Source organism: Dyadobacter sp., assembly GCF_039919315.1.
GTDB lineage: Bacteria > Bacteroidota > Bacteroidia > Cytophagales > Spirosomataceae > Dyadobacter.
This window is the reverse complement of the sequence record NZ_JBDSFX010000057.1, coordinates 23,898-49,536: the sequence shown is the minus strand read 5'-3', so window position 1 is coordinate 49,536 and position 25,639 is coordinate 23,898. Positions and strand designations below refer to the sequence as shown.

General features: G+C 45.0%; 20 protein-coding genes. 4 read left to right on the top strand and 16 right to left on the bottom strand.

What is annotated here, in order from left to right:
• The first annotated feature begins 142 nt into the window (after positions 1 to 142).
• A complete protein-coding gene (locus ABIO93_RS16220; protein ID WP_348069475.1) occupies positions 143 to 1,324 on the top strand; it encodes an endonuclease/exonuclease/phosphatase family protein in 1,182 nt (393 codons plus the stop codon).
• A gap of 135 nt (positions 1,325 to 1,459) precedes the next feature.
• Here ABIO93_RS16220 and ABIO93_RS16215 read toward each other — a convergent pair whose 3' ends face one another.
• The 14 genes from ABIO93_RS16215 to ABIO93_RS16150 form a co-directional block, all read right to left on the bottom strand.
• Positions 1,460 to 4,441: a DUF2723 domain-containing protein gene (locus ABIO93_RS16215; protein WP_348069473.1), complete on the bottom strand. Its 2,982-nt coding sequence runs from the start codon at positions 4,439 to 4,441 to the stop codon at positions 1,460 to 1,462.
• A 153-nt stretch (positions 4,442 to 4,594) separates the two neighbouring features.
• Positions 4,595 to 5,920, bottom strand: coding sequence for an ABC transporter permease (locus ABIO93_RS16210; protein ID WP_348069471.1), 1,326 nt, complete (start codon positions 5,918 to 5,920; stop codon positions 4,595 to 4,597).
• A gap of 31 nt (positions 5,921 to 5,951) precedes the next feature.
• Positions 5,952 to 6,866, bottom strand: a complete 915-nt coding sequence (locus ABIO93_RS16205; protein WP_348069469.1) for an ATP-binding cassette domain-containing protein — start codon at positions 6,864 to 6,866, stop codon at positions 5,952 to 5,954.
• Positions 6,867 to 7,024: 158 nt separating this feature from the next.
• Entirely contained in the window at positions 7,025 to 7,459 is a 435-nt protein-coding gene (locus tag ABIO93_RS16200) for a hypothetical protein (RefSeq protein WP_348069467.1), read from the bottom strand.
• 157 nt (positions 7,460 to 7,616) lie between these two features.
• Positions 7,617 to 8,021, bottom strand: coding sequence for a hypothetical protein (locus ABIO93_RS16195; protein ID WP_348069465.1), 405 nt, complete (start codon positions 8,019 to 8,021; stop codon positions 7,617 to 7,619).
• Positions 8,022 to 8,207: 186 nt separating this feature from the next.
• Positions 8,208 to 9,434 carry an alanine dehydrogenase gene (locus ABIO93_RS16190; RefSeq protein WP_348069463.1) on the bottom strand — a complete coding sequence of 409 codons (1,227 nt, stop codon included), beginning with the start codon at positions 9,432 to 9,434 and terminating at the stop codon, positions 8,208 to 8,210.
• A 49-nt stretch (positions 9,435 to 9,483) separates the two neighbouring features.
• Positions 9,484 to 9,930: a tRNA (adenosine(37)-N6)-threonylcarbamoyltransferase complex ATPase subunit type 1 TsaE gene (tsaE, locus tag ABIO93_RS16185; RefSeq protein WP_348069461.1), complete on the bottom strand. Its 447-nt coding sequence runs from the start codon at positions 9,928 to 9,930 to the stop codon at positions 9,484 to 9,486.
• Between the two features lie 112 nt (positions 9,931 to 10,042).
• On the bottom strand, positions 10,043 to 11,329 hold the full coding sequence (locus ABIO93_RS16180; protein WP_348069459.1) for a Gfo/Idh/MocA family oxidoreductase: 1,287 nt from the start codon (positions 11,327 to 11,329) through the stop codon (positions 10,043 to 10,045).
• 95 nt (positions 11,330 to 11,424) lie between these two features.
• The gene (locus ABIO93_RS16175; protein WP_348069457.1) at positions 11,425 to 12,099 is read right to left on the bottom strand and encodes a T9SS type A sorting domain-containing protein; all 675 of its coding nucleotides are present in this window, start codon (positions 12,097 to 12,099) and stop codon (positions 11,425 to 11,427) included.
• A 22-nt stretch (positions 12,100 to 12,121) separates the two neighbouring features.
• Positions 12,122 to 12,679 carry a hypothetical protein gene (locus tag ABIO93_RS16170; protein ID WP_348069455.1) on the bottom strand — a complete coding sequence of 186 codons (558 nt, stop codon included), beginning with the start codon at positions 12,677 to 12,679 and terminating at the stop codon, positions 12,122 to 12,124.
• Positions 12,680 to 12,728: 49 nt separating this feature from the next.
• Entirely contained in the window at positions 12,729 to 13,748 is a 1,020-nt protein-coding gene (locus ABIO93_RS16165) for a hypothetical protein (protein WP_348069453.1), read from the bottom strand.
• Positions 13,749 to 13,924: 176 nt separating this feature from the next.
• Entirely contained in the window at positions 13,925 to 14,155 is a 231-nt protein-coding gene (locus tag ABIO93_RS16160; RefSeq protein ID WP_348069451.1) for a hypothetical protein, read from the bottom strand.
• A 598-nt stretch (positions 14,156 to 14,753) separates the two neighbouring features.
• The gene (locus tag ABIO93_RS16155) at positions 14,754 to 15,176 is read right to left on the bottom strand and encodes a hypothetical protein (RefSeq protein WP_348069449.1); all 423 of its coding nucleotides are present in this window, start codon (positions 15,174 to 15,176) and stop codon (positions 14,754 to 14,756) included.
• Complete coding sequence (locus ABIO93_RS16150; protein ID WP_348069447.1) at positions 15,124 to 21,231, bottom strand: FG-GAP-like repeat-containing protein; 6,108 nt, start codon at positions 21,229 to 21,231, stop codon at positions 15,124 to 15,126. Before ABIO93_RS16150 ends, ABIO93_RS16155 begins: the two co-directional genes overlap by 53 nt.
• A 372-nt stretch (positions 21,232 to 21,603) precedes the next feature.
• On the opposite strand from ABIO93_RS16150, the gene ABIO93_RS16145 reads away from it, so the two are divergent.
• The 3 genes from ABIO93_RS16145 to ABIO93_RS16135 are packed head-to-tail and all read left to right on the top strand — an operon-like array spanning position 21,604 to position 24,963.
• Positions 21,604 to 21,882, top strand: coding sequence for a hypothetical protein (locus ABIO93_RS16145; RefSeq protein WP_348069445.1), 279 nt, complete (start codon positions 21,604 to 21,606; stop codon positions 21,880 to 21,882).
• Between the two features lie 2 nt (positions 21,883 to 21,884).
• Positions 21,885 to 22,841 carry a TIM barrel protein gene (locus tag ABIO93_RS16140; protein ID WP_348069443.1) on the top strand — a complete coding sequence of 319 codons (957 nt, stop codon included), beginning with the start codon at positions 21,885 to 21,887 and terminating at the stop codon, positions 22,839 to 22,841.
• Between the two features lie 22 nt (positions 22,842 to 22,863).
• Positions 22,864 to 24,963: a PQQ-binding-like beta-propeller repeat protein gene (locus ABIO93_RS16135; protein ID WP_348069441.1), complete on the top strand. Its 2,100-nt coding sequence runs from the start codon at positions 22,864 to 22,866 to the stop codon at positions 24,961 to 24,963.
• 12 nt (positions 24,964 to 24,975) lie between these two features.
• Here the strand turns inward: ABIO93_RS16135 and ABIO93_RS16130 are convergent, their stop codons facing one another.
• Positions 24,976 to 25,371 carry a type II toxin-antitoxin system VapC family toxin gene (locus tag ABIO93_RS16130; protein ID WP_348069439.1) on the bottom strand — a complete coding sequence of 132 codons (396 nt, stop codon included), beginning with the start codon at positions 25,369 to 25,371 and terminating at the stop codon, positions 24,976 to 24,978.
• 2 nt (positions 25,372 to 25,373) lie between these two features.
• The gene (locus tag ABIO93_RS16125; protein WP_348069437.1) at positions 25,374 to 25,571 is read right to left on the bottom strand and encodes a hypothetical protein; all 198 of its coding nucleotides are present in this window, start codon (positions 25,569 to 25,571) and stop codon (positions 25,374 to 25,376) included.
• Between the last annotated feature and the right edge of the window lie 68 nt (positions 25,572 to 25,639).

The window sequence follows — 25,639 nt, the reverse complement described above, 5'->3', positions numbered from 1 at the left end:
GGACGGCCTTTTGTTTGTTTCCGAAGGCATCATACCTTCATATTATAATAATCCGGGAAGCGAACCATTTCATATCGCGGCAGCATTATGATGTTGTCAATCATTTTTTGTTATCATATCAATAAACTGAAATCACACAACCATGATAAAACCCATTCTATTATCCATTGCATTACTCTACGCTCCAATGCTTTTTTCACAAACTGCTACCCCTGCCGAACTGACTTTCGCGACTTATAATGTCAGTATGGAAGCTGAGAACTATGTTCCGCGAGGTACCAAAGGCATTTCTGAACAGGTTTTGGTCAAAGAACTTGCTTCGGGAACCAATCAGCAGATCCGTAACATTGCCCGCATTATCAAGAGCGTGCGACCCGATGTGATCCTGCTGAATGAATTTGACTACGTTAAAGATCCGCAGGCTGGTGTTTTGCAGTTTGTCAAAGGCTACCTGAAAGACGATTCTGACGGCGCAAAAGGCATTGATTACCCGTATTACTACTATTCGACGGTCAATACCGGCCAGCCCAGCCCATACGACCTCGATAACAATGGAAAAGCTGAGCAATTTGGATCGGACGCGTGGGGTTTTGGTATGTATCCGGGACAGTACGGCATGGCATTATTGTCGCGGTACCCCATTGATATCAATCATGTGCGGACGTTTCAAAACTTCAAATGGAAGGACATGCCCAATGCATTGAAAACCACAAAACCGGACGGTAGCGACTGGTACCAGCCGGAAGCCTGGGCGAAGTTCCCGCTTTCTTCCAAATCACACTGGGACATTCCGGTACAAGTAAGCGGCAAAACGATCCATATACTCGCCAGCCACCCTACCCCACCTACTTTTGACGGTGCAGAAGACCGCAACGGCAAACGCAACCACGACGAAATACGCTTCTGGCACGACTATATCAGCGAAACAACCAGTGCCTACATTTATGATGACAAAGGCATCAAAGGCGGCTTGAAAGCCAATTCAACATTCGTCATCATGGGTGACCAGAATGCTTCACCGGATGAGGGCAATGCGCGCACAGACGGCATCAAATCCCTACTCAGCCACCCGGAAGTCAACAATGATCTGCCACCATCCAGCAAAGGCGGTACCGAACATACCAGCGCCAATGCATTTGCCAAAAATCATACGGCATTCTGGCGTATGCGCGCCGATTATGTATTGCCTTCCAGAAAAGGATTTAAAATCCTAGACAGCGGCGTTTTCTGGCCTGGGATAGGCGAACCGATGGCGGAGTTAGTGGAGAAGAGGGAGTCTAGTTCGGATCATCGGTTGGTTTGGGTGAAGGTTAGAGTTGAATGATTGGCTGAGTTATTGATTGATAGAGCAGGCCAAAGTTAAGCGTAGTCTCCGAACGCCCAACTTATGTGTCTCAAATGCAAAAGAGGGAATGGCTTAACCACTCCCTCTTTTGCATTAAGAACTACTTGTGACAGATTACTGCTGCCCGGTGTTTCCATACATATTAAAAGCCGCCAAATGCTTTTGAAACAACGCTTCATACTTCTTAGCGACTGCTTCTTGTTTTGCTTCGCGGCATTCCTGCACGATAATCTGCATGATGTACAGGTACACATTGCTGTCGCGACGTTTGGTAGTACCATTCTCTTTCGCCCAGGTGAGTACTTCATCCGAGCGGGTGGCCATGGTTTCAGCGATTTCCAGTGCTCTTTTGCTTTCTCCAAGATCAAACAAAGGCCCAATGAAGTTCGCTGAGAACTGATCGTAAGGGATACTTTTGTCAGGCATCGTCGCCAGCGACTTATCAATTGCTTTCTTAGCTTCTTCTTTACGACCATCAGCGATCAGCTGACCAGCCAGACGAAGGAATGCGATACGTGCCGTGGCAACCGGTGAACCCAAGTATGTATTGTCGTAATACGTTTTTGGGTTGTCCAGGTCACGCCAGAACATTTTAGTCATCAGGTTATTGTACATCACATCGGCATTCACATAACCGTCACTTGCGCCTGGCACTTTTACAGGCAACAAACGGTACGCATAGCCTTCCAATTGCATATATTCTTTCAGATTGAGGTAGCTCGAACCTCCCAATGTAGATGAGAAATAGATCGGACGCTTCCAGTCATTGGTTGCAATAATATCCAGCATGATCAGGTCTGATTTGTACAAATCGCCTTTTCCAATCGTCCAGCTGATAGAATCGCTTACAAAAGGAAGCAGATCGCTTTTAATGATATTCATCTTTTTAACTGCCTCTGCATTCACAGGAAGGAAAAGCACAGATGACGGCAAAATGGAAGTCATATCACCGCTGGTCAATGGAACCTGGATGGCTTTATTCTCCTGTTTTACCAATCCCATGTACTCTTTCAGGTTGATACCGTCCTTCACACTTGGTATTTCATAAAACGGAACAATGTCGTTTTTACCAAAAGCGTAATTGCTTTTATCCAGAGAAATCGGAAGCGCTTCTGACAGGTACGTTTTACGTTTCATCTGGTCAATATACCAGTCTGTTCCCAGCAAGCTGAGGTTACACACGCGCACATCGGTACGGAAGCCTTCCACTTCCTGCACATACCATAAGGGGAATGTATCATTATCACCGCCTGTGAACAGGATCGCATTCGGTGCGCAGGAGTTTAAAAGGTTTTTAGCAAAATCAACTGAATGGTAACGGTGGTCACGGTTATGGTTGTCCCATCCTTTTACACCCATTATAACGGGTACTACCAAACATATCCCGGTAGCAACGCCTGCACGGGTTGTCGCGCTTTGAACAAATTTGCTGATCGCATCGGCGATAGCGATCACGCCAAAACCAATCCAGATACAGAAGATATAGAAGGAACCCACATAAATGTAGTCCCTTTCGCGAGGCTCAGTAGGCGGAGAATTCAGGTATACCACCAGTGCAACGCCTGTCAGGACGAATAACAGTCCAAGCACCAGCAAATCACGCTTTTGACGGAAATAAACAATTACTAAACCGAACAAACCGAGAATGAATGGCAGCATGAAGTAGTTATCGTGTGCCTTATTGTTGGCTATAGGCGCCGGGTATTTTTTGGCAACATCCCACGGCAGCATATTGCCTGCCCCTTCCTCATCACTTTCGCGGCCTACAAAATTCCAGAGGAAGTACCGCCAGTACATGTGCCCGATCTGATACGAGAACATGAATGACAGGTTATGCGCCATATTAGGTTTCTGCCCTTCGGCCAAACCGGTCATTTGCTGATAAAGCTGCGGGTGTCCTGATTGCGTGCTGTACATACGGGGCAGCAGCATACTGCTACCTGGCTCATATTCGTATTCCGGACGGTAGTCATAAATCGCGTACTTCCCATCTTGCTTCCGGTACATCGGTGCGCCACGCTTCTGGCTTACGGGACGGGATACAAACGACGGGCCGTACAACAAAGGACGGCTGCCATATTGCTCTCTTTTCAGGTATGAAACGAAGCTCAGAACATCATTGGGATTGTTTTCGTTGATCGGCGGGTTGTATTCTGCACGTACAAGCACCATTAGGTAACTCGCATATCCGATCAATACAAAGGCAAGTGACAACAAGCCTGTGTTCAATAGCACATTGGCCTTTTTATGAGAATAACGGATTCCCCAAATAAGCGACCCAATGAAAATGATGATGAAGAATATGACGCCGGACTTGTAAGGAAGCCCCAGCGAATTCACGAAGAATATCTCAAACTTTCCTGCCACACTAGGTAGCCCTGGAATGATTCCTGAGTTGATAATCCCCAAAATCACCAAACCACCTACGAATGCCAGAATCCCTCCGAAGACATTCCCTTTCGGGTATTTTTTGAAATAATAAACTAATGCTAGCGCAGGAATGGTAACCAGGTTCAACAAATGGACTCCAATAGAAAGACCTACCAGATAGGCAATGAAGATCAGCCAGCGGTTTTCCGCAGCAGGATCTTCCACTTTCTCCCATTTGAACACAGCCCAGATCACAATCGCCGTGAAGAATGAAGACATACCATAAACTTCCGCTTCCACGGCTGAAAACCAGAATGAATCGGACCAGGTATAAGCCAATGCCCCTACGATACCGGAACCCAGCAACAGGACGATATCGCCCTGAGTAAGCTCTTCTTCGGTTTTCGAGATCAGTTTGCGCGCTAGCAACGTGATTGTCCAGAATAGAAAAAGGATCGTAAATGCGCTGCTCATGACCGAAACCATGTTGATCCAGTAAGCTACATTACTGAGGTCGCCAAATGCAAAAAGGGAGAATATCCGGCCTATTAAAAGGAAAAATGGTGCTCCCGGGGGGTGAGGCACCTGTAATTTGAATGCACAAGCTATAAATTCTCCGCAATCCCAAAAACTTGCGGTCCGCTCGACCGTCAGTGAGTATGTGATTAATGCAATTGCGAAAACTATCCAACCCGTAAGGTTGTTGGAACGGTTGAAACGGGTCATCTGAAAGACGGTAAATTTGAAAAAGTTATATGCACGATCCGCAAAGATGGCAACTCTTAGTGAGCAGTTTTATCAATGGTCGGCCAAAATTAGCAAATTTACCACAACAGCAAGATTTTCCTTCTCTTAAAAAACGTTAAGAAAATGAAACGCTTACTTATAAAATATCCACTTCGCCAGTTCTTTATAACTAACTTTTTTACCATACATTAATATTCCAACCCGGTAAATGCGCGCTGCCAGCCAAGTTGTGCCCATAAAACCAATGATCAGCAGTACCATCGATAATGCGATTTCCCAGGCTGGCACGCCGAATGGTATCCGCACCATCATAATGACCGGCGAAGTAAATGGTATGATCGAAGTCCAGAAGGCGAGCGTACCGTCGGGGTCCCGTAATACGAATTGGGCAAATACAAATGAGAATATAATTGGCAATGTGATCGGCAGCATAAATTGCTGGGTATCCGCGTCATTATCCACCGCCGCTCCTACGGCACCAAAAAGTGCGCTGTAAAGCAGGTACCCCCCCAGGTAATAAAACAGGAAACATCCCACAATCAAAGGAATATTGAGACTATTAACCGCCCCCAGCACCTCAGCAATAGGATTTTCGACATTACTGCCAGGCATTCCCTGCGTTGCCATTCCAGGCCCCATTTTTTGCATTCCCTGAGCCATTTGAGTAGGATCTTTGGGCATTTTGCTGCTAAAAATCGCCGAAGTCGCGCTGGTCAGGGCTGTGGTTAGTAAAATCCAGAGGACAAACTGGGTCAGACCAACCAGGGCAACACCAATGATCTTACCCAGCATCAGGTGAAAAGGTTTTACGGACGAAATAATGACTTCCACAATCCGGCTGGTTTTTTCTTCCGTGATACCACGCATTACCTGCGTTCCGTAAATAAAAACCGACATATAGATCAGGAAAGCACAGATTCCGCCAATGACCGTGGCTGCTCCTGAACTGCTCGTCTTCTCCCCCTCTTCATTCAGACTAATGGTTTCCGAGCTGACATTAACCCGTGAATCTTCAAGTATCTTATGCGTAATGCCCGCCTCTGAAAGTTTGATATCCTCAATCTGCTTCTCAATCACCTTCTCAATTTCTGATTTAAGGTCTAAGCTTACGTTTTTGGCAGCATAGATCCGGACGCTTTTCGGCTCTTTGATCACATTGGCGGGGATATATACCAATGCATTGACACCACTATTTTTGAAACCGGCCTTCGCCGAATCGATGCTTTTATCAATGTAGGTAAATTTCAATGTCTCAGAATCTTTGAATTCATTCCGGAACAAACCGCTCTCGTCCAGTACCTGCACCGTTTTCGCATCCACCGAGCCGAGTGCAACCCAGATCACTGCCGCGTAAAATCCGACAAACAGCAAAGGTGCGAGCAAAGTCATGATCAGAAAGGATTTTTTCTTCACCCTGACCATGTACTCTCTTCTGATCACCAAAAATATATTACGCATTGTAAAGAAGTTTAAATGTTGGAACGGTTCCTCAGGCTTCGGGTACCTCGTTGACGGAACGCATAAAAATATCACTCATACTCGGGATATTTTCCCCGAAAGCCCTGATCTCCACTTTCGAAAGCAGGTTCAGCAGCAGCGCATTGGGACTGGCACCTTCTCCGAGATGAATATTGGTGCGATGGTATCCGTCTTCCATCTCCTTTTCTTCCAGAATGCCGTAAATGGGGTCCAGCTCGTCGATATGCCCTTTGTATTCGACAAAATAGGTATGCGTCTTGAATTGTTCCTTGATGAGTTTTTTGGGCCCGTCGAGCACTTTTTTGGCTTTGTGGATCAATGCAATGTTATCGCAGAGCTCTTCCACGGTTTCCATTCTGTGGGTCGAAAATATAATAGTACTGCCCTTTTGTTTCAGTTCCAGGATCTCGTCGCGGATCAGATTGGCATTAATGGGGTCGAATCCGGAAAACGGCTCGTCGAGAATGATCAGGTCGGGCTCGTGCAGAACGGTGGATACGAACTGGACTTTTTGCTGCATCCCTTTCGAAAGATCGGATACGCTCTTGTCCCACCAGGTTTTAATGTCAAATTTAATAAACCAGGTTTTCAGCTTCTCCATCGCCTCCTTTTGCGACAAACCTTTCAGCTGGGCAAGATACAACAGCTGCTCTCCTACCTTCATTTTTTTATAAAGCCCTCTTTCTTCCGGCAGGTAACCGATCCTGGAAATATGGCTGGAATTCAAGGGCTGACCATCGAACAGTATTTCGCCTTTGTCCGGCCCTGTGATCTGATTGATGATCCTGATGAGTGAGGTTTTTCCGGCGCCATTAGGTCCTAGCAAACCGAAAATACTGCCTTTGGGAATTGAAATACTTACATCGTCGAGGGCAATGTGATTGGAATACTCTTTTGTAACATTCCGGACTTCTATAATATTCATAGGGATGAAGGATCGGTGAATATGCACCAAATATGCAAAGTATACGCGGCTCGATTAAAGTTACAAGTATGAAAGCGTAATTTGACGGATTAATGGTAAAAATAAAGAGCGGGCGGATATCCGCTCGCTCTTTCCAGTAAAATGTGTAAGAATGTGTGCTAGATGTACTTTTCGCGGATCTGGAACAAAACCCAAAAGCCGATCAGGCCGCTGATAATGAAACCGACGATCTGAAATTGGATCAGGTTACTTACCAAGCCTACTAGCATTGCGTAGTACAACAGGTTCCAGCCAGCTCTTTTACGGGCTTTTAATGGAGTGAAGGCCATCAGGTACATGATCAATGTAACCACCCCCAACGCAACGCCTATGTAAAAAGCCGCACCCAAGCCAACAGATGCTGCGCCCATTCCGAAGACTGCACCACCCACGCCAAAGGCGGTAAGCAAGCCGAGAATCCCAAGAACGGAAAAGAACAGCATAATGTATGGACCATACTTTACCAAAAACTCCTTCACTTCCTCAGAGAAAGGCGGAAATTTTTGGAGGAAAATAGGTTCCAATTCTTTTTCAAGTATCAATTTTGGTTCCATAAAGAGGGATGTTTAATCTGAAAGTCAAATAATTAATTTGATAAATCTAAAAATAATTTTCCGATTCCGACATCAAATTTCCTCCCTCTAGTCCGATTTGTTTATTAATCGGCAGTCACTTCCTATTTGGCCCGAAAAATGGGTCACTTTGCGCCCGTTAATCTTCGGGATACGGAACAAACACAAACCCTGAGAAATCACCCAGCAATGCAAAAAGGCAGCAAAATTCTTCCGGGTTCTTGTAATTCTCGGTGAACAGCAAAACTGACTCTTCGCCAATGAGCTTGCGGTCGATAAACTCTTGCATGTAAGATGCCCGATAAGAATAAAGGTTCGTCAATTCCGTCCTATCGATCAGCATAGCACCGAGTTCCAGATCGTTATTAGTCACCACAAAAATCGGGTTTTCCGAGAATCCGCGTTTCCTGATTTGGTATGATGCCTCTTTCAGCTGGTCAGCAACTTTGATAAAATCCTGCGATATGTAGCCCATCAGTTTCTGATTCAATTCCGGAGAATTGGCATCGTCCATCAGGGAGTTTTCATTACTGTTATTGATCATAATTAACTTTTAGCTTTTAGCAATTAGCTTTTAGCTTTTTTGGCTGGTAGCGGTTCGCTTTGGGCTATTTAACATTGAAAATTTATCTATACATTATTCCATTGAATAACGACACGTATCTGGCACTCAACTACCATTCCTACCAAAAGGGATGTAAAAAGCTAAAAGCTAACAGCTAAAAGCCAATCACATTCTCGCTGCCAGCAGCAACGTCAGATCCTTATACCTCATATTAAAGCTTCTTGCGATGTGCGAATTGGTGAGCGTTCCTTTATGGCAGTACACTCCTTTCATAAACCACCGATTCGCGTAAATCATTTCCTCGATACCTCCAATTGTTCCGGTTTGTAACAAAAATGGCAAAAATACATTGCTCAGCGCAGTACTGGCCGTGTGCGCGACTCTCGACGGGATATTGGGAACACAGTAATGGATCACGTCATTGTATTTGAATGTCGGATTTTTGTGGGAAGTCATTCTCGAAGTCTCAAAAGATCCGCCCTGGTCAATGCTGACATCAATGATCACAGAGCCTGGCTTCATTTTTCCCACCATTTCGCGCGTTACTACCAATGGGCTGATCCCGTTTTCGGCACGCATGGTGCCAATCACCACGTCAGCCCTCGCTATGGCTTCTGCCAGCGTATCGGAATCGATGATAGAGGTATATAAATTTTGGCCGATTGAATATTTGAGCCTTTGCAAACGATAAATGTGCTTATCAAAAACCTTAATGTCAGCTCCTACACTGATGGCAGCCCTGGTCGCGTATTCCGCCACAGTACCGGCGCCCAGTATCACGATTTTCGTCGGCGGTACGCCCGTAATTCCTCCCAGAATGATTCCACGTCCACCATTCGGTGTGGACAAATATTCGGCAGCGATCAATAGCACGGTACTGCCGGCGATTTCACCCATCGCCCTGATGATCGGCTTCCCTCCTACCTTATCCTCGATCAGCTCATAGCCTATGCCGGTAATTTTATGTTCATTCAGTTTTTCAAAATACTGTTTTTCCAAAGCTGGCAAGTTCAACGCGGAAATCAGCGTGGTACCAGACTTGATGAAGCCGAACTCCTCTTCCACCAAAGGTTCGACTTTAAGGATCAAATTGGCCTGGTAAACTTCCTTGGCACTTTGAACAATCTTGGCACCTGCCTCGCTGTATTCATGATCAGAAAGGTTTGAACCTTTTCCCGCATCCTTTTCCACCCATACCTCATGCCCGTTCCTGACCAGGATCCCTACCGCATCCGGTGTAAGGGCAATGCGGTTTTCCTGTAAAGAAACCTCTTTCGGCAGGCCTATATGTAACGAATTTTGGTCTTTTTTTACAGCCAGTAACGATTCTTGCGGGTACAGTGCCGACTGCTTGGCCAGCTCTTCGAAACCGGTAATCTGAGGTTGCGCCATGGAATAGCAAAAAATGAAAGTGAAAACGTAATTAACTGCCAGTAACCTCTTATACCTTTTTTACTTCTAATATTCTCAGCCCACTTTCGTCGGCAGACAAATGCAACATTAAATACTGCATTGGCCACAAAGACTCAATATTCCCCGGCCATTCCACAAAACAAAAGCTGCCCGAATCGAAATATTCCTCCACACCCATATCCAGGGCCTCCATCTCATCTTTAATCCTGTAAAAATCAAAGTGATAGACCGTCTCTTTTTCTGATTCGTACTCATTGACCAGCGAAAAAGTAGGGCTCTGAACATGCGTCTTAACGCCCAAATGTTGGCAAAGAGCTTTGATCAGCGTTGTTTTTCCGGCACCCATGTGACCTTCAAACAGCCAAACCGGCCTGTCTTTACCAATTTGTATGAGTTGCGACGAAACCGCTTGCAGCTCATCCAGCTCTTTAAAATGTATGGTGGTAGGCTCTGCGATCATGCTACAAAAATACACAATTTGGAAAAACTCACTGCAATTTTATCTGTTCGCTCTGCGTTCAAGCGCGCTAAAAATAAAACAGGGGGCCTCATCGAAGCCCCCTGTTTGTATCAATCAGTTTATCAGCTCAATACACTTTCCACTCTTTTCTAATGTCGCGCCCAAGCAGTTTGTTTGCTTCTTTATCATCAAACACTTCCTTCGCTGGGTCCCATTTAAGAGAGCGCTGCAACTGATAGGTAATATTACCAATGTTGCAGACCGACGCCGTACGATGCCCGGTTTCCACATCGCAAATCGGTGGTTTTCTCGTTTTTATGGCATTTAAAAAATCCTTGTAATGATTGGTACTGACGTACACTTTATAGTCTCCTTCCTGAAAAACTTTGTCTTTTAATGGCTCAGGAGTAGTGCGTAACTCGCCTCTGGCCACGAAAACCTCTCCATCAGTTCCTACAAAATGACAATGCTGTTTACCATCCATCGGCCTGTGAATAATCTCCGCCCCGTTAGCATATTTATAAACAAGTCCCTTACCCGGTTTGGAATAAATGAGTTCGGCAGGCCCGCTGCTATCCATACCGAGTCCCCATTGCGCAATGTCGAACATGTGTGCGCCCCAGTCTGTCATACCGCCTCCGCCGAACTCCACATAATCGCGCCATTTCGGCCAAAATTTAGCATCCATCGCTGGTGCCAGTACATTATTATATGGTCGGTCCTTCGTATTGGGCCCCATCCATAAATCCCAGTTCAGTCCCGAGGGAACTGCCTCCTGCTGCAAATCCCATACTTTCGGTGGCCCGCCTACATTGACATACACTTTTTGAACGGTACCAATGGCTCCACTCCGCACCAGTTGAACAGCCTGAGTGAATTCCTTGGATGACCGCTGCATGCTTCCCGTCTGAAAAACGCGGCTGTTCTTCCGGGTAGCATCCACCATTACCCGTCCTTCCTTGACAGTGAGGGATAGTGGCTTTTCGCAGTAGATGTCTTTGCCAGCTTCCGCCGCACGTACGGCCATAGCAGCGTGCCAGTGATCGGGTGCTGCGATCACGACAGCATCAATGTCTTTGCGGGCGAGTAGTTCACGGAAATCGCTGATCCCTACTGCCGATTTGTAATTATTTTGACCCAGCTTGTCTGCGTACCATTTGTTTGTAACATTGAGAAATGATTCCTGTTTAACAGCATACACATCCGAAGCAGCTACGATCTGGGTTTCCATCGTATCCAGAAAACGGTTGCGCAACCCGCCGCTCTGACGTCCGCATCCGATAAAACCCAGGGCAACTTTGTCACTCGGCGCAGTATAACCCCTACCTAGCACATGCCTTGGCACAATCATAAAAGAAGAAATGACCGCTCCTGCTTTCAGGAAATCCCGACGATGTATACGTTCAACATTCATATTATTTATCTAAAAAGTCCAACCGAATTTTAACAAAAAAGATGAAAGCGCATGTTTCTACTGAATTTGGTAGTATATCTGCACTTTCATGCCGATTAGTCCTTGACGATATTCCTTATAACATTACTTCCATTGTTACGTATGAGTTTTAAAATGTATGACCCAGCAGCTAATGCACTTACATTAATTTTTGAGATGTTTTGCGAAGTCTCATAAACCAATCTCCCGGTGTTATTAAATATCTGAACAGTTTGCAAACCCGATCCTTTCAAATTCAACATATTCCCGACAGGGTTTGGATAAGCAAGAATGCCTGATTCAAAGTGCAGGTCTCGAATCCGACTATAGGCAAAGGTTTCATCCTTGTCAATCATTTTCAATCGATAAAGATTTGCGCCCTCCGCAGGAGTGTGGTCCGTAAATGAATAATACGTATCGGAAGTTTTATCGCCCTGCGCGTTGACCGATCCGATACGAAACCATTTCTTTCCTTCCTGGCTACGTTGGACCTCGAAGCGATCTGAGTTAATTTCGGCGGCTGTTTGCCACCGCAGCAGCGCGAATTCGACTTCGGGGCTGTTATCGGCCGAACCGCTCATTACAGAACTGACAGACTTTTCTGCGGTAAAGCTGACCAGGGTTACAGGTAGCCCGACAGAAGGTTTTCTTAATATCCTGTTCCCACCGGCATCATAGTCCAATTGGATATTTTGAGCGGGGGAAGCGAATCCCCACAGGGTCAAACAAATGAGGGTAGATAATGTTTTCATAAGTCAGTCAGACGGGTTTAAATCAAAAACAATCTTTTTCCGCAGCAGCAATCGATTTATCCACTGTTCCATCATTACCGGCCTGGACAGGGTAGTAACAGCCAGCTTTGGTTTTAAAAACCTCCGACTTATTGCCACAAATGATTGCGCACGCCTGACCTTCCACAATGTGTTTCCGTGCTTCGATGTCATCCACACGCATTTTATACTTGAACAACCCCTTGTACCTGGACCCATCAGGTCGTAATCCATCCCAGCCGTAATCCTGAACAGCCATTTTCGAATTGAAGTAAGGCCTTTGATAAAGTATAGTATCGCCAATGGCACTGTATACGGTAAATCCCCACACATCCGTAACGATATCGTTTACAAAAGGCAGGAAATAGTCATTCACGCCGTCTTTGTTGGGAGTGAAAACATTCGGCACGTAAATCCGCTTCTTTTCGTAAGAAAACTCAACGGGTTGGGTCCCGCAACAGGGCTCGTATTCCTGGCTGATTGGTTTTGGTTGGTCCTGGGAAGAGCAGGTTTGTGCGGTGGAAATGATGAGGAGGATAAATAGGGTAAGTGTGTTTTTCATTTGGGTTGTTGTTTTGGATTGTGATCAATAATGTCATGTAAGCAATTCGCTATTCTGCTGTTCCGATCGGAATGGAATTGCCCCTGCGATGGTTGATTTTAAAGCGGAAGAGGTAATGTTTGTTTGGCGATGCAGATAAAGGAATGGTTATGACAGCTGCGGCAACACCAAAGTACATCCCCCACATGGCGCTGCTATTCGCATCTGTGAAAGATCCTGGCCGGTCGTAATAGAGTCTTTGGTTAACATTTTTAATTTCGAAAAAGCCAGCCGCAGTGGCTTTGTACAGAGTCAGTCCATCCGAGATTGCGTAAAGGTCTGTAGTTTCTAATGGCACTCCTTTCTTTCTGGTTCCATAGAAGCGATAGGCTGTTACTTTTCCCTTTTTAGATTTCTCAATGACGATTTTTGCTGCTATGTCAGGGTTATTCTGCGCAAAGTGCGCGTAGTCTTTGTAAATCCCTGAATTTGGTTTTTGACTTGAAAATATTGGGATCCGGCTTATTTCCAGGCTGTCCAGATCATTTAGCTCATCTCTTGTGAAAGTGGGCTTATCCTGATCTGATATGCTTTCAGCAGCCATTTTCGAAATGGAACAAAATTCCTCGCTCACAGATCGAAGCAGCCTTTTTGTAACGTCAAATCCCTTTACGGTATAGATACTGTCAACAGCAAGTATTTCGGAATATTTACCGGATCCATTTTCAAGGAATAGCCTGGCCGATAATTTGAGTTTCCCGTTTTCAGGGATTTCCCGGGTATTTTCGTTCATGAACAGTTCATTCAGAATGAAGACCATTGGTTTTTGATTGGGTATGGTTCCGCCTTTGCTTTTAAAAAACATAGCCAGTGTATCCGCAATACTCCCATTGAAGACGATTTGCTGGCTATTATTTCCTATTCCTTTATGAATGTAACCTAACAGTTTTTGACCGTCTCTGTTGTCTATTACTTCGATGTTTGAGAAACCTGATGTTGAATCTTTACAATTGTAGTCGATTGCAAGGTTGATTTGGGCTCGGGTGAAATGGGTAAAGAATAGTGCAAAGCTTAGAAAGGTAATTTTCATGCTTTTAAAAATAAGTATTATGGTTTAAAACGTTTTCAAATGAAAGTAATTGGGCAAATTTCATAGGTTGGATTCTCCATTCTCGTGCCACGGTAATCACCAATGTACAATCCGCATATTCTACAATTATGCATATTCATTGACTAGGTTATTTATTGTAACCGGTTTTCCATCTGCTATCTCAATTTTTGAATTGTTGATTTTATTTCCTCCTCTAATCGTTCATCTCCATAATAACTGGGATCTTCTTTTCGCCATTCTTCATTTGGTTCATAAAAATCTAGATCATAAGCAAGATCTGACAGAACTTCATTTGCAATATCATCATTCCATACAAATTCTTGAAATTGCTTGATCAGATTGATTCTGTTATGTTTATCCTCTAATATCTTATTTAATATTTCCATTTTTATTGTGGTATAAAACGTGGTTTAACCAAATTACTACCTCTTAATACAGCTATTTCATTTTGAATTTTCACCTCCCACTCTCCTTGTTTAATCTTGTCAGACCCAAATCTTGTCTCTCTATTATAGTCAATTATTTTTTAAAAGATCACTAATGATTTTAAAACTCAATTTTTCAGCTATTTGTGTTCCGTAAAAGATCTTTCTTCGGTTATCCCCTAAGGACTTTCTGAATTGCCGGGCATAAATCTCGGAGATATCAAAAAGTGCTTGCTGGTAGCGAATCGACTCAACAATATTTGTTGATGTGTCAACCCACGATGCCGTTCTGATCTTACAATTTTGAACTTTTTTATTGAAATTCCTTGTCAAGAAGTCAAAGCCATTGACTTGATAATTCAAGTAGAATTGGGCAAAGATGTTGTTGTTTCCAATGGATTTGTTTTAATTCCAAAATCATCTATTGTGAGTTTATGGCTTTGACTCCACTGCAACTTGTCACCGTCGATTTGCACGGTTTTCGAAGATAGTGACGCCAAAATGATACAAATGGATGGTATTAATCCGCTAATAATTGTCATTTGTGTTTTAGTCCAAGCTAATCAAATCTCTCTTCGATTTCCAATTGCAAATCGCTAAATAGCTGCCTTTCCTCTGATTCTCTTTCGGCAAAATTTTCTAAAAAGTCGGATTCGTAGAATAATTCTGGCCAAAATGTAATTTCCATATTTTCCCAAATCTTTATTTTCCACTTAGGTGTCAAATCATGAATTATTTTAAACAGGGAAATTGGGGCCTCAATTAAATGATTGCCGTCATAGATATAAACATATCTACCACTTTCGGCAAAACGGATTCCGTAAACTAAGAATGAATCACCAATTGTTAAGTATTCATCTAAATTATGATTAATACTATCTAATGGTGGATTATCGAGGGATGTCCTGATGCACTCTACTTTCATATCTCTATTTAAATTTGGTTTTATATTCTGTCCGAAGACCGTTTTTAATGTTCTCATACCAATGAGTTTCAAATGAAGTTCTATTCTGAGTGAAAGAAGAACTTGATTTTTTTACCCAATCTGATGCCTTGCCGCCATATTGTTGAGCTAGTCGTCCCGCATCTCTAACTTTTCCAGGGCCAATAATTGTAATTCCTTTTTCAGACATCTGAGCTTCACTAGCAAGCCGTCTAGCGAGTTTTATACCATTTGTTGCGAGCTTAGCTTCGCTATTAATACCAAATTTCAGCGTGTTTGCAAAGCCTAAAAAGCTTCCTGCGAGTTTCCCAAATGCATTACTGATGACCAATTCCTCAAAGAAATAGCTAGGCTGCACCGCTCCAGTTGCCAGAGTTCGCTGCCCAGTAATGTAGACAGGATCAAGCCAGTTGCCGCTGACACCCGGGAACATGGCTGCGCAATCTTTACATTCTGCAAGATAACTGCTGCTATTAAAAACGGCACTTTTAAATTGTAAGTGTTTTAAGTAACCTCCCGCAGCACCGCCCAGTCCTCCAAAAACACCTCCCCAAAGAGCCCCTTTTCCGATATCTCCTCCATTAATCGCAGCCATTGATGCTCCCGAAAGTGCACCGCTTACAGCACCGGCAGTCCCATAAGCGGCTACACTCGCTGAGGAGATTCCCGATTGGGCTGCAAGAGAAAATCCTGCTGTTATACCTTCACCAACACCCGCTGTTATTACGCCCACTGCCACCCCTGCAATAATGTTATCAAACATATCCCATCCCTTTAATCCCTGAGATCGTCCGGACAGCCAGCCAGAAATACCACCTACGGCACCGCCAATTACGTATTGCCAAAACTGTCCGTCTGGGTCTGTATTCACCAGCGGATTGTTGAGCGCGTAACTATACCGGTTATAGCTCTGCGTCAAGCCGGGTTCCTGAATATAGTTGTCCGCAGATAACATTCTCCCCACCACCGGGTCATACAACCGCCCGTTCATGTTGATCAAATTGAAATTCGTCAAATGCTCGTGTCCGGTGAAACCGCGGTAGAGGTAACTCGTCGGTGCCGGAACATTGGCATAGTCCCAATTGGCAGGATGGCGAAGCCTGCCCCAGGCATCGAAGTTCTGGTCCAGCAGCACAGTTCCGTTTATCGCTGTCATGGTGAGCAGCGAACCCAGGTGGTCGTTATACGTGTAGTAGTATTGATCGTTGCCATTTTCCCGGATCACGATGGCGATCAGCCCGGCTGGGGAGCTGATATAATGCAAATGCTTGTCGGCGATGCCAGGGGTAACATCTTTCTCATAGCTTCCAAAGTAGTAATGCGTATTAATCAGCGCATTGTTCTTTTTCATGACACCTTTTAGCCGCTGATAATCTGCACCGTAAGTATAAGTCAGCTCATAAGGCTGGCCTGAGCCATCTTCGGTAATTTTTTCCGGCTGGTAGAATGCGGTGTATGTAATTTCCTGGGTTAGCAGCGGAATCGCGGTCGTGGGTGAAATGATACCCGTCACCGCATTCAATTTTATGGCGTGGTAGTTGAATGTCTGCCCGGCATCACTCTTAGCGGTTATGTTTCCTGAGGCTGTGTAGGAAGTTACCTGCGCAGGTTTACCTAAAACGGTCGCAGTCAGGAGCCGGTTGAGATTATCATACGTAAAGCTCTCTTCTTTGCCTTTGATGTAATCTTTTCGCTTGTCCAGGTTGCCTTTGGGATAATCCCAGGTCAGTTCCAGGTTTTGTACACCAGCCGTAGTGAACAATTTGGGTATCCCATAATTGTAGGTGATTGCCGAAGATTTGCCATTTCCAAGCGAATAGCCAGTGTTTTGCCCCAGGCCATTCATGCCGGTATTGGTGTAAAGCGTTACGGCGTTCGTGCTGTTTTTGATGGTGAGCGGATAACCATTGCCATCGTATGCATGGTTGGTACCAAAGCCGGACGGATACAACACGGAGGTCATGTCGCCGTAAACGTTATAGCCATAGGTGGTGGTGTAAGCAGCTGCATCCACAGTTTGTTTGGCTGTCTGCAACCTTCCCAATGCATCATAGGTGTACTCCTCCACATTACCAGCAAAGCCGGTTACTTTTTTCAATTGATTGGTTGAAGCCCCGCTGCCTGATGGGTAATATTCGTTGATCGTTGTGCCTTCCGGGCCAGTGCGGTTGATGTTCCGGCCTAGCAGGTCATATTGCATCGTATGCGTTTTACTGTTGGCATTGGTCTGGCTGTAAAGCTGCCCCAAGGCATCGTAATCATAAATGGTCGTCCCGGCGTTGAGGTCGGTCAGCGAAGTTTGCCTGCCTTGCAAATCGTATTGGCTGCTTGTAATCACAGCACCATTACTTACTTCTTTGAGCCCCCCGTGGCTGTAATACGTGTAGGCCAATGTACCTCCATTGTCTGTCGCGCTGACAACCTGGCCGCTCGCATCGGTCGTTTTGGAAGATACACCTGCGGGAGCAGTGGTCGTGGTGGTCAGCTTGCCTGCCGCGTAGGCGTAACCAATGGTCGTAGTGCCAAATGGCCCGTTGTTGCTGATATTGAAGGCCCGGTTATAGGCATCGTACTGCGTGGTGGTGGTTAGTACCGGTTCGCCGGATTTATAAGGATCGGTCGATGTGGAAAGGTTGCCTCGGGTATCGTAGGTTTTGACCTGGGTGATGGCTTGTCCTTGGAAACCCTCCTGTTCAGTTTTGATTTCCCTTCTCAACAGGTCATACCACGTTTTTACATCCGGCTTGCCAGGATGAATTGTGTTCGAATACCAGACCGAATTAGCTGAAACGTCCCAGCCATAGTTTTGGGTTACCGAATAACCTTCCGGCAATGTGGTTTTCTTCTCCCACCCAAAGGCATCGTACTCCATTGTTGTTACCAAACCATCCACTCCGGTCAGGGTCAGTGGCTTTCCCCATTTGGGATCATACGTTGCCGAAGAGGTTTGACCGAGCTCATTCGTCGTGGTTTCCGGATAGCGCCCTTTGGTATCGTAAACAGAGGAGGTAGCTCTTGCTAGAAGACCGGCGGGGCTCACGGTTGTCTTTTTCAGGTTACCGAGGGGGTGGTACTCATAAGTGGTAACCACACTTTTCGGCAGTCCTGCAAAATCTGTTTTGGAAGTCAGCTGGCCAATGCCGTTATATCCATAACCTGTCGAAATCGTGTACGCAGGCTGGCCCGATCGTGTATTCGAGACAGTGACAGAAGTTGGTTTGTTCAGAATACCAGCCGGATATGCCCCATAGATGGTGTTAGTGACATTCGTTTCAACCCCATTGTTAACCGTACTTTGCGTGACATTGCCGTAATTATCGTAAACATTACCTATTGTGGTTGACCGACCTTCAAATGTGTTATTTTCAAAGACATTGGTAGTCTGGACCCAGAAGCGTTTAGCTGTCGGGGTTACGAATACATTGGTATTGGTGGTTTGACTGAGCAGCGCATTTGTAGATGCCAGGTAGGTGGAAGTCCGGTAAGGAACGGTCGCATAATAAGTCGTATTGAATTCATTTTCTGCAACCGTTTTGATCCCTGTTGTCAGGTCGTTAGTAGTTATCTTACTGAATCCAAGAAAGCCCTTTCCAGCCCGATGGAGCTTGGTGCCTTCATAAGTATATTGAATGGTGCTATTGCCACCGATCCCGTTTTGCAATTTGAAATCGGACACTGCGTAAAGTGCTGGCTGTATTGCATTTAAAGGGTAGGCTGTAAGATTTCCACGGATATGAAACCCATTTTCATCGGTCAGCTTTTTGTAGTTCCACTCCGTAACATGATTGTATCCGTTCTTTACTTTTTCGAGCATGTTTTCCCTGCCCTCCTTTTTGAAGTTGAAAACATCCATTGGGCTATTGATATTCTTGAAATTGATGACATCAGCTCTCCGGTCGCCATTAAAGTCACCTATCATGGGAGGCGGAGCACCTAAATTAACAGTATACGTGCTGTTTATACGGCAAAAAGCCGCTCCCGCATTCGAATATCCTTTTCCGTAATATACATCATAGTTAGCCGTTGGTGAGGCAATTAATTGCCAGCCGTGGTAAATATCCGATTTACCGTCCCCATTCAAATCGGCAATCGCCAATTGGTCTCCCAGGAATGGATCTGTATCGGGTGTAGTATTAAAAGTAAAGGGAGATTCATAGAAACCAACTCCATTAGATATTACCACCTTCCACGCTCCCGAGGTTGTCAATTTGGCAAGGATGTCTGTCTTTCTGTCGCCATTGAAATCACCAAAATAGCTGAGGTGGTCTTTGGTTAAAATATTGGTTGAAAAATGGATACGGCGCGCAGTCCACCCATCAAAAGTGAAAATTTCGCAATTAGTGCCTTTGATCAGCATGATATCACTTTTTCCATCCCCGTTGAAATCAACGATATGCACTTTGTCAGCGGTCGCCCAATCGGTTGTTTCAAATAAATGCGTCCCCGAAATGACAATTGACCCGAAATCTGGTTGGACTTTACCGTTGTACAAATGGCAGTTGTAATTAACCGCATTACTTCCGAGCATGGTAAGGATATCCTGTATTCCGTCCCCGTCATAATCTCCCGGAAAAATGAAGTGGCCGCTTGAGTGAATTTTTGAGTAGCCTGTATAAGGCGATATCGTCAGCGGGTCAAACTGGATGACAAGCTGGGCATTGGTTTCCCAATCATAGTTTTGGACGGTGCGGTATATGCGCAAACTGGTCAGTGTACGATTTTGTCCAGCGCCTGCAATGTTGGTCATCAGAACGTCATCCGCTCCATCACCCGTAAAATCATAGGCGAGAAAATTGAAGGAATTGGGGATACTTTGCTTCTTGACTACGCTGTAAGTAACAGGGGCATCCGTCACATTGCCAACATAAAAATCGTTCGGTTTTGCATTGTAAGCAGGATACTTAGTATAAACCGTCATCCGATATACGGACGGATTGGGGATCAGGCTGGCTTCCAGAAAATCAGTTAGCCCGTCCGCATTGAAATCCCCTGTAATGGTTGTAGAGGAGGGATTGTCGTAGCCATCTGTGGTAACAGTGCTAAATTCGGCAGGAGCGTCCCCATATTTAAAAATAGTGGCGTTCAGGGAAGTGCCGTCGGAACCTGATTCAATGACCTCTTTCAGATAAGAATTGATATTATCGTGACCATAATTGAACTGATAGGTCTTGACAGTTACCCCACTGGTTTTAGTAGTAACTTTATCCAGCAAGTATTTACTTTCTATGCGCGTATCATTTTCAAAACCCGCGTTTTCATCAATGGTTCGGATCTTGTAGTCGAACTTAATTTGATTATAAGGGTCTAGTGATTGAGCGGCATTACCAGTGTAGTTGACCTCTTCTATAAGCAAAGCGAAGCTTACAGCTTTGTATTTGAGGGAGATATAATTTCCATCGGGATATACTATGCGAGACAATGCCCAAGTAAGAACAGTCGCATTTTGGCCGGTATGCCTTGAATCCGGAGAATTCCCGTACTCCATCTTGATACCATCCTTTGTAAGAACTTCAAACCACTGAGGCCCGCCTCCTTGGGTGCTTTTGGAAGTGATGGTCGCAAAGTTTTCACTTTCAGTTCCATATGTTGTATTTGGATCTCCATAATTGCCCACTTTGGCGATCAACCGGGACCCATCCAAAACAAACCTGTCACTGTTTGTCATTACAACAGGGTTTGTTTCATTATCGAAATACATATTTCGGGTACTACGGGTGATTTCTGACAAACCACCAATACCCCATCCCTGGCCTAAAACGCCATTCCCTCCCAAAGAATAGTAGTTCACCGAGACAGTTGGCGCAATACCATTTGTGCCCGGCGGCACTGCCAATGATATAGCATAACTAGCACTGCCGGAAGCCACATTTGCACTCCCGGGGATACTTCCAACCGGTAAATTTTGATTGATCGACCGGTTATCGAAAGTGGGGCCGGTATATAAGGTTTGATAGGTTACGTTCTGTGCGTGGGTGTCGGCGCAACTTAATACGATCAGGATCCAAAAGACCCTGCTAAAAGTGTTAAGTACTTTTAGTGACACGGCTTTTTGATTGTTTGTTATATCGTTTTTTAGTGTGTAATAGTTTCTCATGGATGAGGGATATTTAAAATATAGTTGTTCCATCGTCCTTACGGGACGTTAAAGTGAAATCTTTACAATTGTTATGTTGAGTTCGAGATATCGATATCCCGCGAAATAACGGTTTACCGGCCTTTTAAACTGGCTGCCATATTTGTTTTAGCAGATGAAAAACTTAAACACTGGCGATAAAATTTGCGGGGATGCAGTTACTCTGATTATTGTTACAACCTTATTTTGTAACCTCGGTAAACCTATAACTTTAATTTTTTGAAATTTGTAGAATGAGGCGATCATTTACCAAAAGGGGATTTTATCTAACTGATTACTAGCAAACTAAACCCATATCAATTAACTAACGGTGGTGACATTTGGAAGAAATTTGTGAAACATCGCCGTCCGCGCCTAATATTAATGACGGTTTGCGCCGTAAATCTGGAAACTCCCGGAAAAATCATTTTTACTTCTTCCGGTAAAAAAACGGTTTCTCTCACTTATGACACTAAACGCTGGACTGTAACCAAAGAATTCCCATCGACCGAAGGCATGGAATACAACAGTTTCAAAACCAAATGGGACAGTCATCCGGTACAGAGGATCGTTTTAGTAAGTAAAGCATTGAAACAGAAAGGAAAACACATTTTTGTGATCTCAAAGTCTTAACCATGTCCATTCAGATTTCCCGCCGCAATTTCCTGATCAACAGCGCCCTGGCCGGTAGCGCCATCCCTATGCTGACCAATGAAGCATTTTCAAAAAGTCACACCGCATTGGCCGATACGCCGAAGATCAATATTTTTTCAAAGCACCTGCAATTCCTGAATTACCAGGATATGGCAGAAGCGGCAAAAGAACTAGGCTTTGACGGTATCGACCTCACGGTTCGTCCAAAAGGCCACGTTCTGCCTGAAAAGGTTGAAACAGACCTTCCTATGGCTGTCGAAGCGATGAAAAAAGTAGGCTTCTCACCACTCATGTTCTGTACCGCGGTGGAAGATGCCGGTAATCCTCTTGATAAAAATGTACTGGAAACAGCCGCCAAACTGGGTTTCAAGTACTACAGGATGAACTGGTACAAATACAATGATCAAAAAAGCATTCCTGAACTGCTGGCAGACTATCAGGTAAAAATGGCTGGATTAAGCCAATTGAACAGCAAAATAGGATTGACAGGCTGCTACCAGAATCACTCTGGACGAATGGTAGGTGCCTCCATGTTTGAGATTTGGAATATCCTCCAAAAAGCTGATGCCAAAACAATGGGGGCACAATACGACATTCGTCACGCGACGGTGGAAGGCGGACTTTCCTGGCAAACCGGTTTTAATCTGATCAGGCCTAACATCAAAACCATTGTCATCAAAGATTTTGTCTGGGAGAAAAACAATACTGGAAAATGGGCCGTGAAAAGTGTCCCGATGGGCGAAGGAATGGTGGATTTTAAAACGTATTTCAAATTAATCAAAGACCTCAAAATCGATGTGCCGGTATGCTTGCACCTCGAATATCCACTAGGCGGGGCTGACCAGGGCGCTGACAAGATTACGGTCGATAAAAAAGTGGTATTTGATGCTATGAAGCGTGATTTGCAAAAAGTGAAGGAATTATGGGCTGAGGCTTAAACCATACTTCGAATTGTCGCAAATGAAGTCAGCACCGATTATCCTCTCCGGAATTTTTCTGATCCTTACCGGCTTTTTACTTTTTCCGGATCCGGGAGACACCTCCTGGCCGGAGTATCATGGCGATGGCGCCAGAAGCCACTACTCCCCATTAACTCAGATTAGCAAAGATAATGTGGGACAGCTGAAAGTCGCCTGGACTTACGCTTCCGGTGGTGCGGACACCACTGGTAACCGAAGCCAGATCCAATGCAACCCTATCATTATAAACGGCGTTCTTTACGGCGTATCGGCAGGTACGCAGGCTTTTGCTATTGATGCGGCAACCGGCAAAGAAATATGGAAAACCAGCCTGACAGACAATGGCGGAACAACCAGCCGCGGGCTAACTTACTGGGAACAAGGGACTGACAAAAGGATTTTCTTAGGCGCAGGGAAATGGCTGTATGCATTGAATGCTGCTACCGGCAAACTCATTGAATCATTTGGGGAAAAAGGAAAAATCAACCTGAAAACCGGCATTGAACGTCCGGGCGCTGATGACTACATTACTTCCAACACACCTAATACGATTTACAAAAACCTGATCATCGTCGGTACCCGTGTCGCAGAATCCGAGACAGCACTCCTGGGCGACGTACGTGCATTCAATGTGCTCACGGGTAAGCTCGCGTGGACATTCCACACCATACCTGCGCAGGGAGAATACGGCTATAATACCTGGAAAGCACAGCCCGCGCGCAAGAACTTTGGAGGCGCCAATGCATGGGCCGGCATGGCGATTGACCGCGGCCGTGGCATTGTTTACATTCCGACGGGCTCAGCAGCTTATGATTTTTACGGCGGGAACCGCCCGGGTGATAACCTATTCGCGAATTGCCTCATTGCCCTGGACGCTGCAACTGGTAAGCGGTTATGGCATTTCCAATTGGTACATCACGACATTTGGGACCGCGACCCTCCTGCCCCACCGAATCTGGTTACGGTTACACATCAGGGCAAACGAGTTGATGCCGTCGTGCAGATCACCAAGCAAGGCTATGTTTTTGTATTTGACAGGGTTACAGGAAAGCCACTGTTCCCGATTAAGGAAACGGCTTTTGTAATGGATGCCATGAGCGGCGAAAAACCCAGTGCAACCCAGCCGATTCCAACATTGCCTGTGCCATTTACCCGTCAGTCTTTCCACAAGGAGAATCTGAACTCATTTGTAGCGGACCGCGATTCACTGGCAGGCCTGCTCAGTAAAGCCAGAACAGGCAGTGCGTACATTCCCATTACCGGCGACATGACGATTTTTTATCCCGGAACCGACGGTGGTGCGCAATGGGGAGGTGCTGCTACGGATCAGGAAGGCATACTATATGTACCCGCGAAGGAAATACCGGTGTATACTTCCCTAGTCCGTAAAGAAGTTATTAGCGATAAAAAAGGGGTTACCGGCGCGGATTTATACCAAATGAATTGCTCCGCCTGCCACGGAGCCGACAAAATGGGTAACCACGATGGTTCGTATCCTTCGCTCGCTAATGTTGATAAAAGATTAAAAACTGATCAGGTACATGCCATTCTGCAAAAAGGGAAAGGCATGATGCCGTCATTTTCGCATATTTCAGAAGCTGAGCGAAAGGCAATTGTTGATTTTCTCTTCAATAAAAGTGATAATAATGCATTGGTAACCGCAAAAAGTGGAACGGTACCTTACCAGCATACCGGGTACAATCGTTGGTATGATAAAAATGGCTACCCGGTGAGTCAGCCACCATGGGGCACACTTACTGCCGTGGATTTGAACACCGGTCAACGTCGCTGGCAAATACCGCTCGGTGAGTATAAAGCACTCACCGACAAAGGCATACCACCCACCGGCACGGATAATTACGGTGGCCCGCTGGTAACGGCCAGTAACCTGATATTCATTGCAGCCAGCCGGGATGAAAAGTTTCGCGCGATTGAAAAAGAAACCGGAAAAATCCTCTGGACAGCCACATTACCCGCTGCCGGATATGCTTCTCCCAGTACCTATTCCGTGAATGGTCGCCAATATATCGTCATAGCTTGTGGCGGTGGAAAGCTGAATACTAAGTCGGGCGACAAGTTTGTTGCTTTTGCGCTGCCTTAGGACTTGCTGGGCCTAGTTCCAAAAAATAGTTGTTAGTTCTTTATACAGGCTGAACTTTTCGTCTTGAGTAATGATCACCAGGTCTTCCGCAATCGACTGAGCAACGATCATCCTATCAAAAGGATCACTATGATATTGTGGAAGAGTTTCGAGCGTCTGATAATGAGTAATGTCAAAAGGGAGCAGCTGAAATGAGTTTTCGATGGCTGACAAATAAAATTCGCTAATCGAAACTGTTAGATTGAGTTTGCCAAGACCCTTTTTAATGGTCATTTCCCAGTAAGTAGCTTGACTTACATACAGCCTTGAATTTGGAGAATTGAGTTCCGCAAGAACTGGTTTGGATAGCTTTGTATCGTTTTCCGAATGCCCGAGTAGAATGTGTGTATCAATGAGGTAGTTTGGCATTTTTACGCAAAGCCTGGTGGAATAAAATCATCAAAATCTTCGGAAACATAGTTCACCATGCCTTTTCCCCAGCCTGCCTTTCTCAACACAGCTTCTTCACTGGTACCGTTTAACAGTTCGTTAACCATGTCGATGATCTTATCGCTTTCCAGATTGACAATTTTGCCGATAAGGTCAATTTTCTTCTCCTCCGTTGTCATGGCGAAAGCATTTAGTATTAGTCAAATATAATGTCATTAATTCAAAACTCAAATAGGATACAACGGCA

Coding starts and splice junctions, on each gene's coding strand:
- ABIO93_RS16220 (WP_348069475.1), top strand. CDS start 143: ATGATAAAACCCATTCTATTATCCATTGCATTACTCTACGCTCCAATG.
- ABIO93_RS16215 (WP_348069473.1), bottom strand. CDS start 4,441: ATGACCCGTTTCAACCGTTCCAACAACCTTACGGGTTGGATAGTTTTC.
- ABIO93_RS16210 (WP_348069471.1), bottom strand. CDS start 5,920: ATGCGTAATATATTTTTGGTGATCAGAAGAGAGTACATGGTCAGGGTG.
- ABIO93_RS16205 (WP_348069469.1), bottom strand. CDS start 6,866: ATGAATATTATAGAAGTCCGGAATGTTACAAAAGAGTATTCCAATCAC.
- ABIO93_RS16200 (WP_348069467.1), bottom strand. CDS start 7,459: ATGGAACCAAAATTGATACTTGAAAAAGAATTGGAACCTATTTTCCTC.
- ABIO93_RS16195 (WP_348069465.1), bottom strand. CDS start 8,021: ATGATCAATAACAGTAATGAAAACTCCCTGATGGACGATGCCAATTCT.
- ABIO93_RS16190 (WP_348069463.1), bottom strand. CDS start 9,434: ATGGCGCAACCTCAGATTACCGGTTTCGAAGAGCTGGCCAAGCAGTCG.
- ABIO93_RS16180 (WP_348069459.1), bottom strand. CDS start 11,329: ATGAATGTTGAACGTATACATCGTCGGGATTTCCTGAAAGCAGGAGCG.
- ABIO93_RS16175 (WP_348069457.1), bottom strand. CDS start 12,099: ATGAAAACATTATCTACCCTCATTTGTTTGACCCTGTGGGGATTCGCT.
- ABIO93_RS16170 (WP_348069455.1), bottom strand. CDS start 12,679: ATGAAAAACACACTTACCCTATTTATCCTCCTCATCATTTCCACCGCA.
- ABIO93_RS16165 (WP_348069453.1), bottom strand. CDS start 13,748: ATGAAAATTACCTTTCTAAGCTTTGCACTATTCTTTACCCATTTCACC.
- ABIO93_RS16160 (WP_348069451.1), bottom strand. CDS start 14,155: ATGGAAATATTAAATAAGATATTAGAGGATAAACATAACAGAATCAAT.
- ABIO93_RS16155 (WP_348069449.1), bottom strand. CDS start 15,176: ATGAGAACATTAAAAACGGTCTTCGGACAGAATATAAAACCAAATTTA.
- ABIO93_RS16150 (WP_348069447.1), bottom strand. CDS start 21,231: ATGAGAAACTATTACACACTAAAAAACGATATAACAAACAATCAAAAA.
- ABIO93_RS16140 (WP_348069443.1), top strand. CDS start 21,885: ATGTCCATTCAGATTTCCCGCCGCAATTTCCTGATCAACAGCGCCCTG.
- ABIO93_RS16135 (WP_348069441.1), top strand. CDS start 22,864: ATGAAGTCAGCACCGATTATCCTCTCCGGAATTTTTCTGATCCTTACC.
- ABIO93_RS16130 (WP_348069439.1), bottom strand. CDS start 25,371: ATGCCAAACTACCTCATTGATACACACATTCTACTCGGGCATTCGGAA.
- ABIO93_RS16125 (WP_348069437.1), bottom strand. CDS start 25,571: ATGACAACGGAGGAGAAGAAAATTGACCTTATCGGCAAAATTGTCAAT.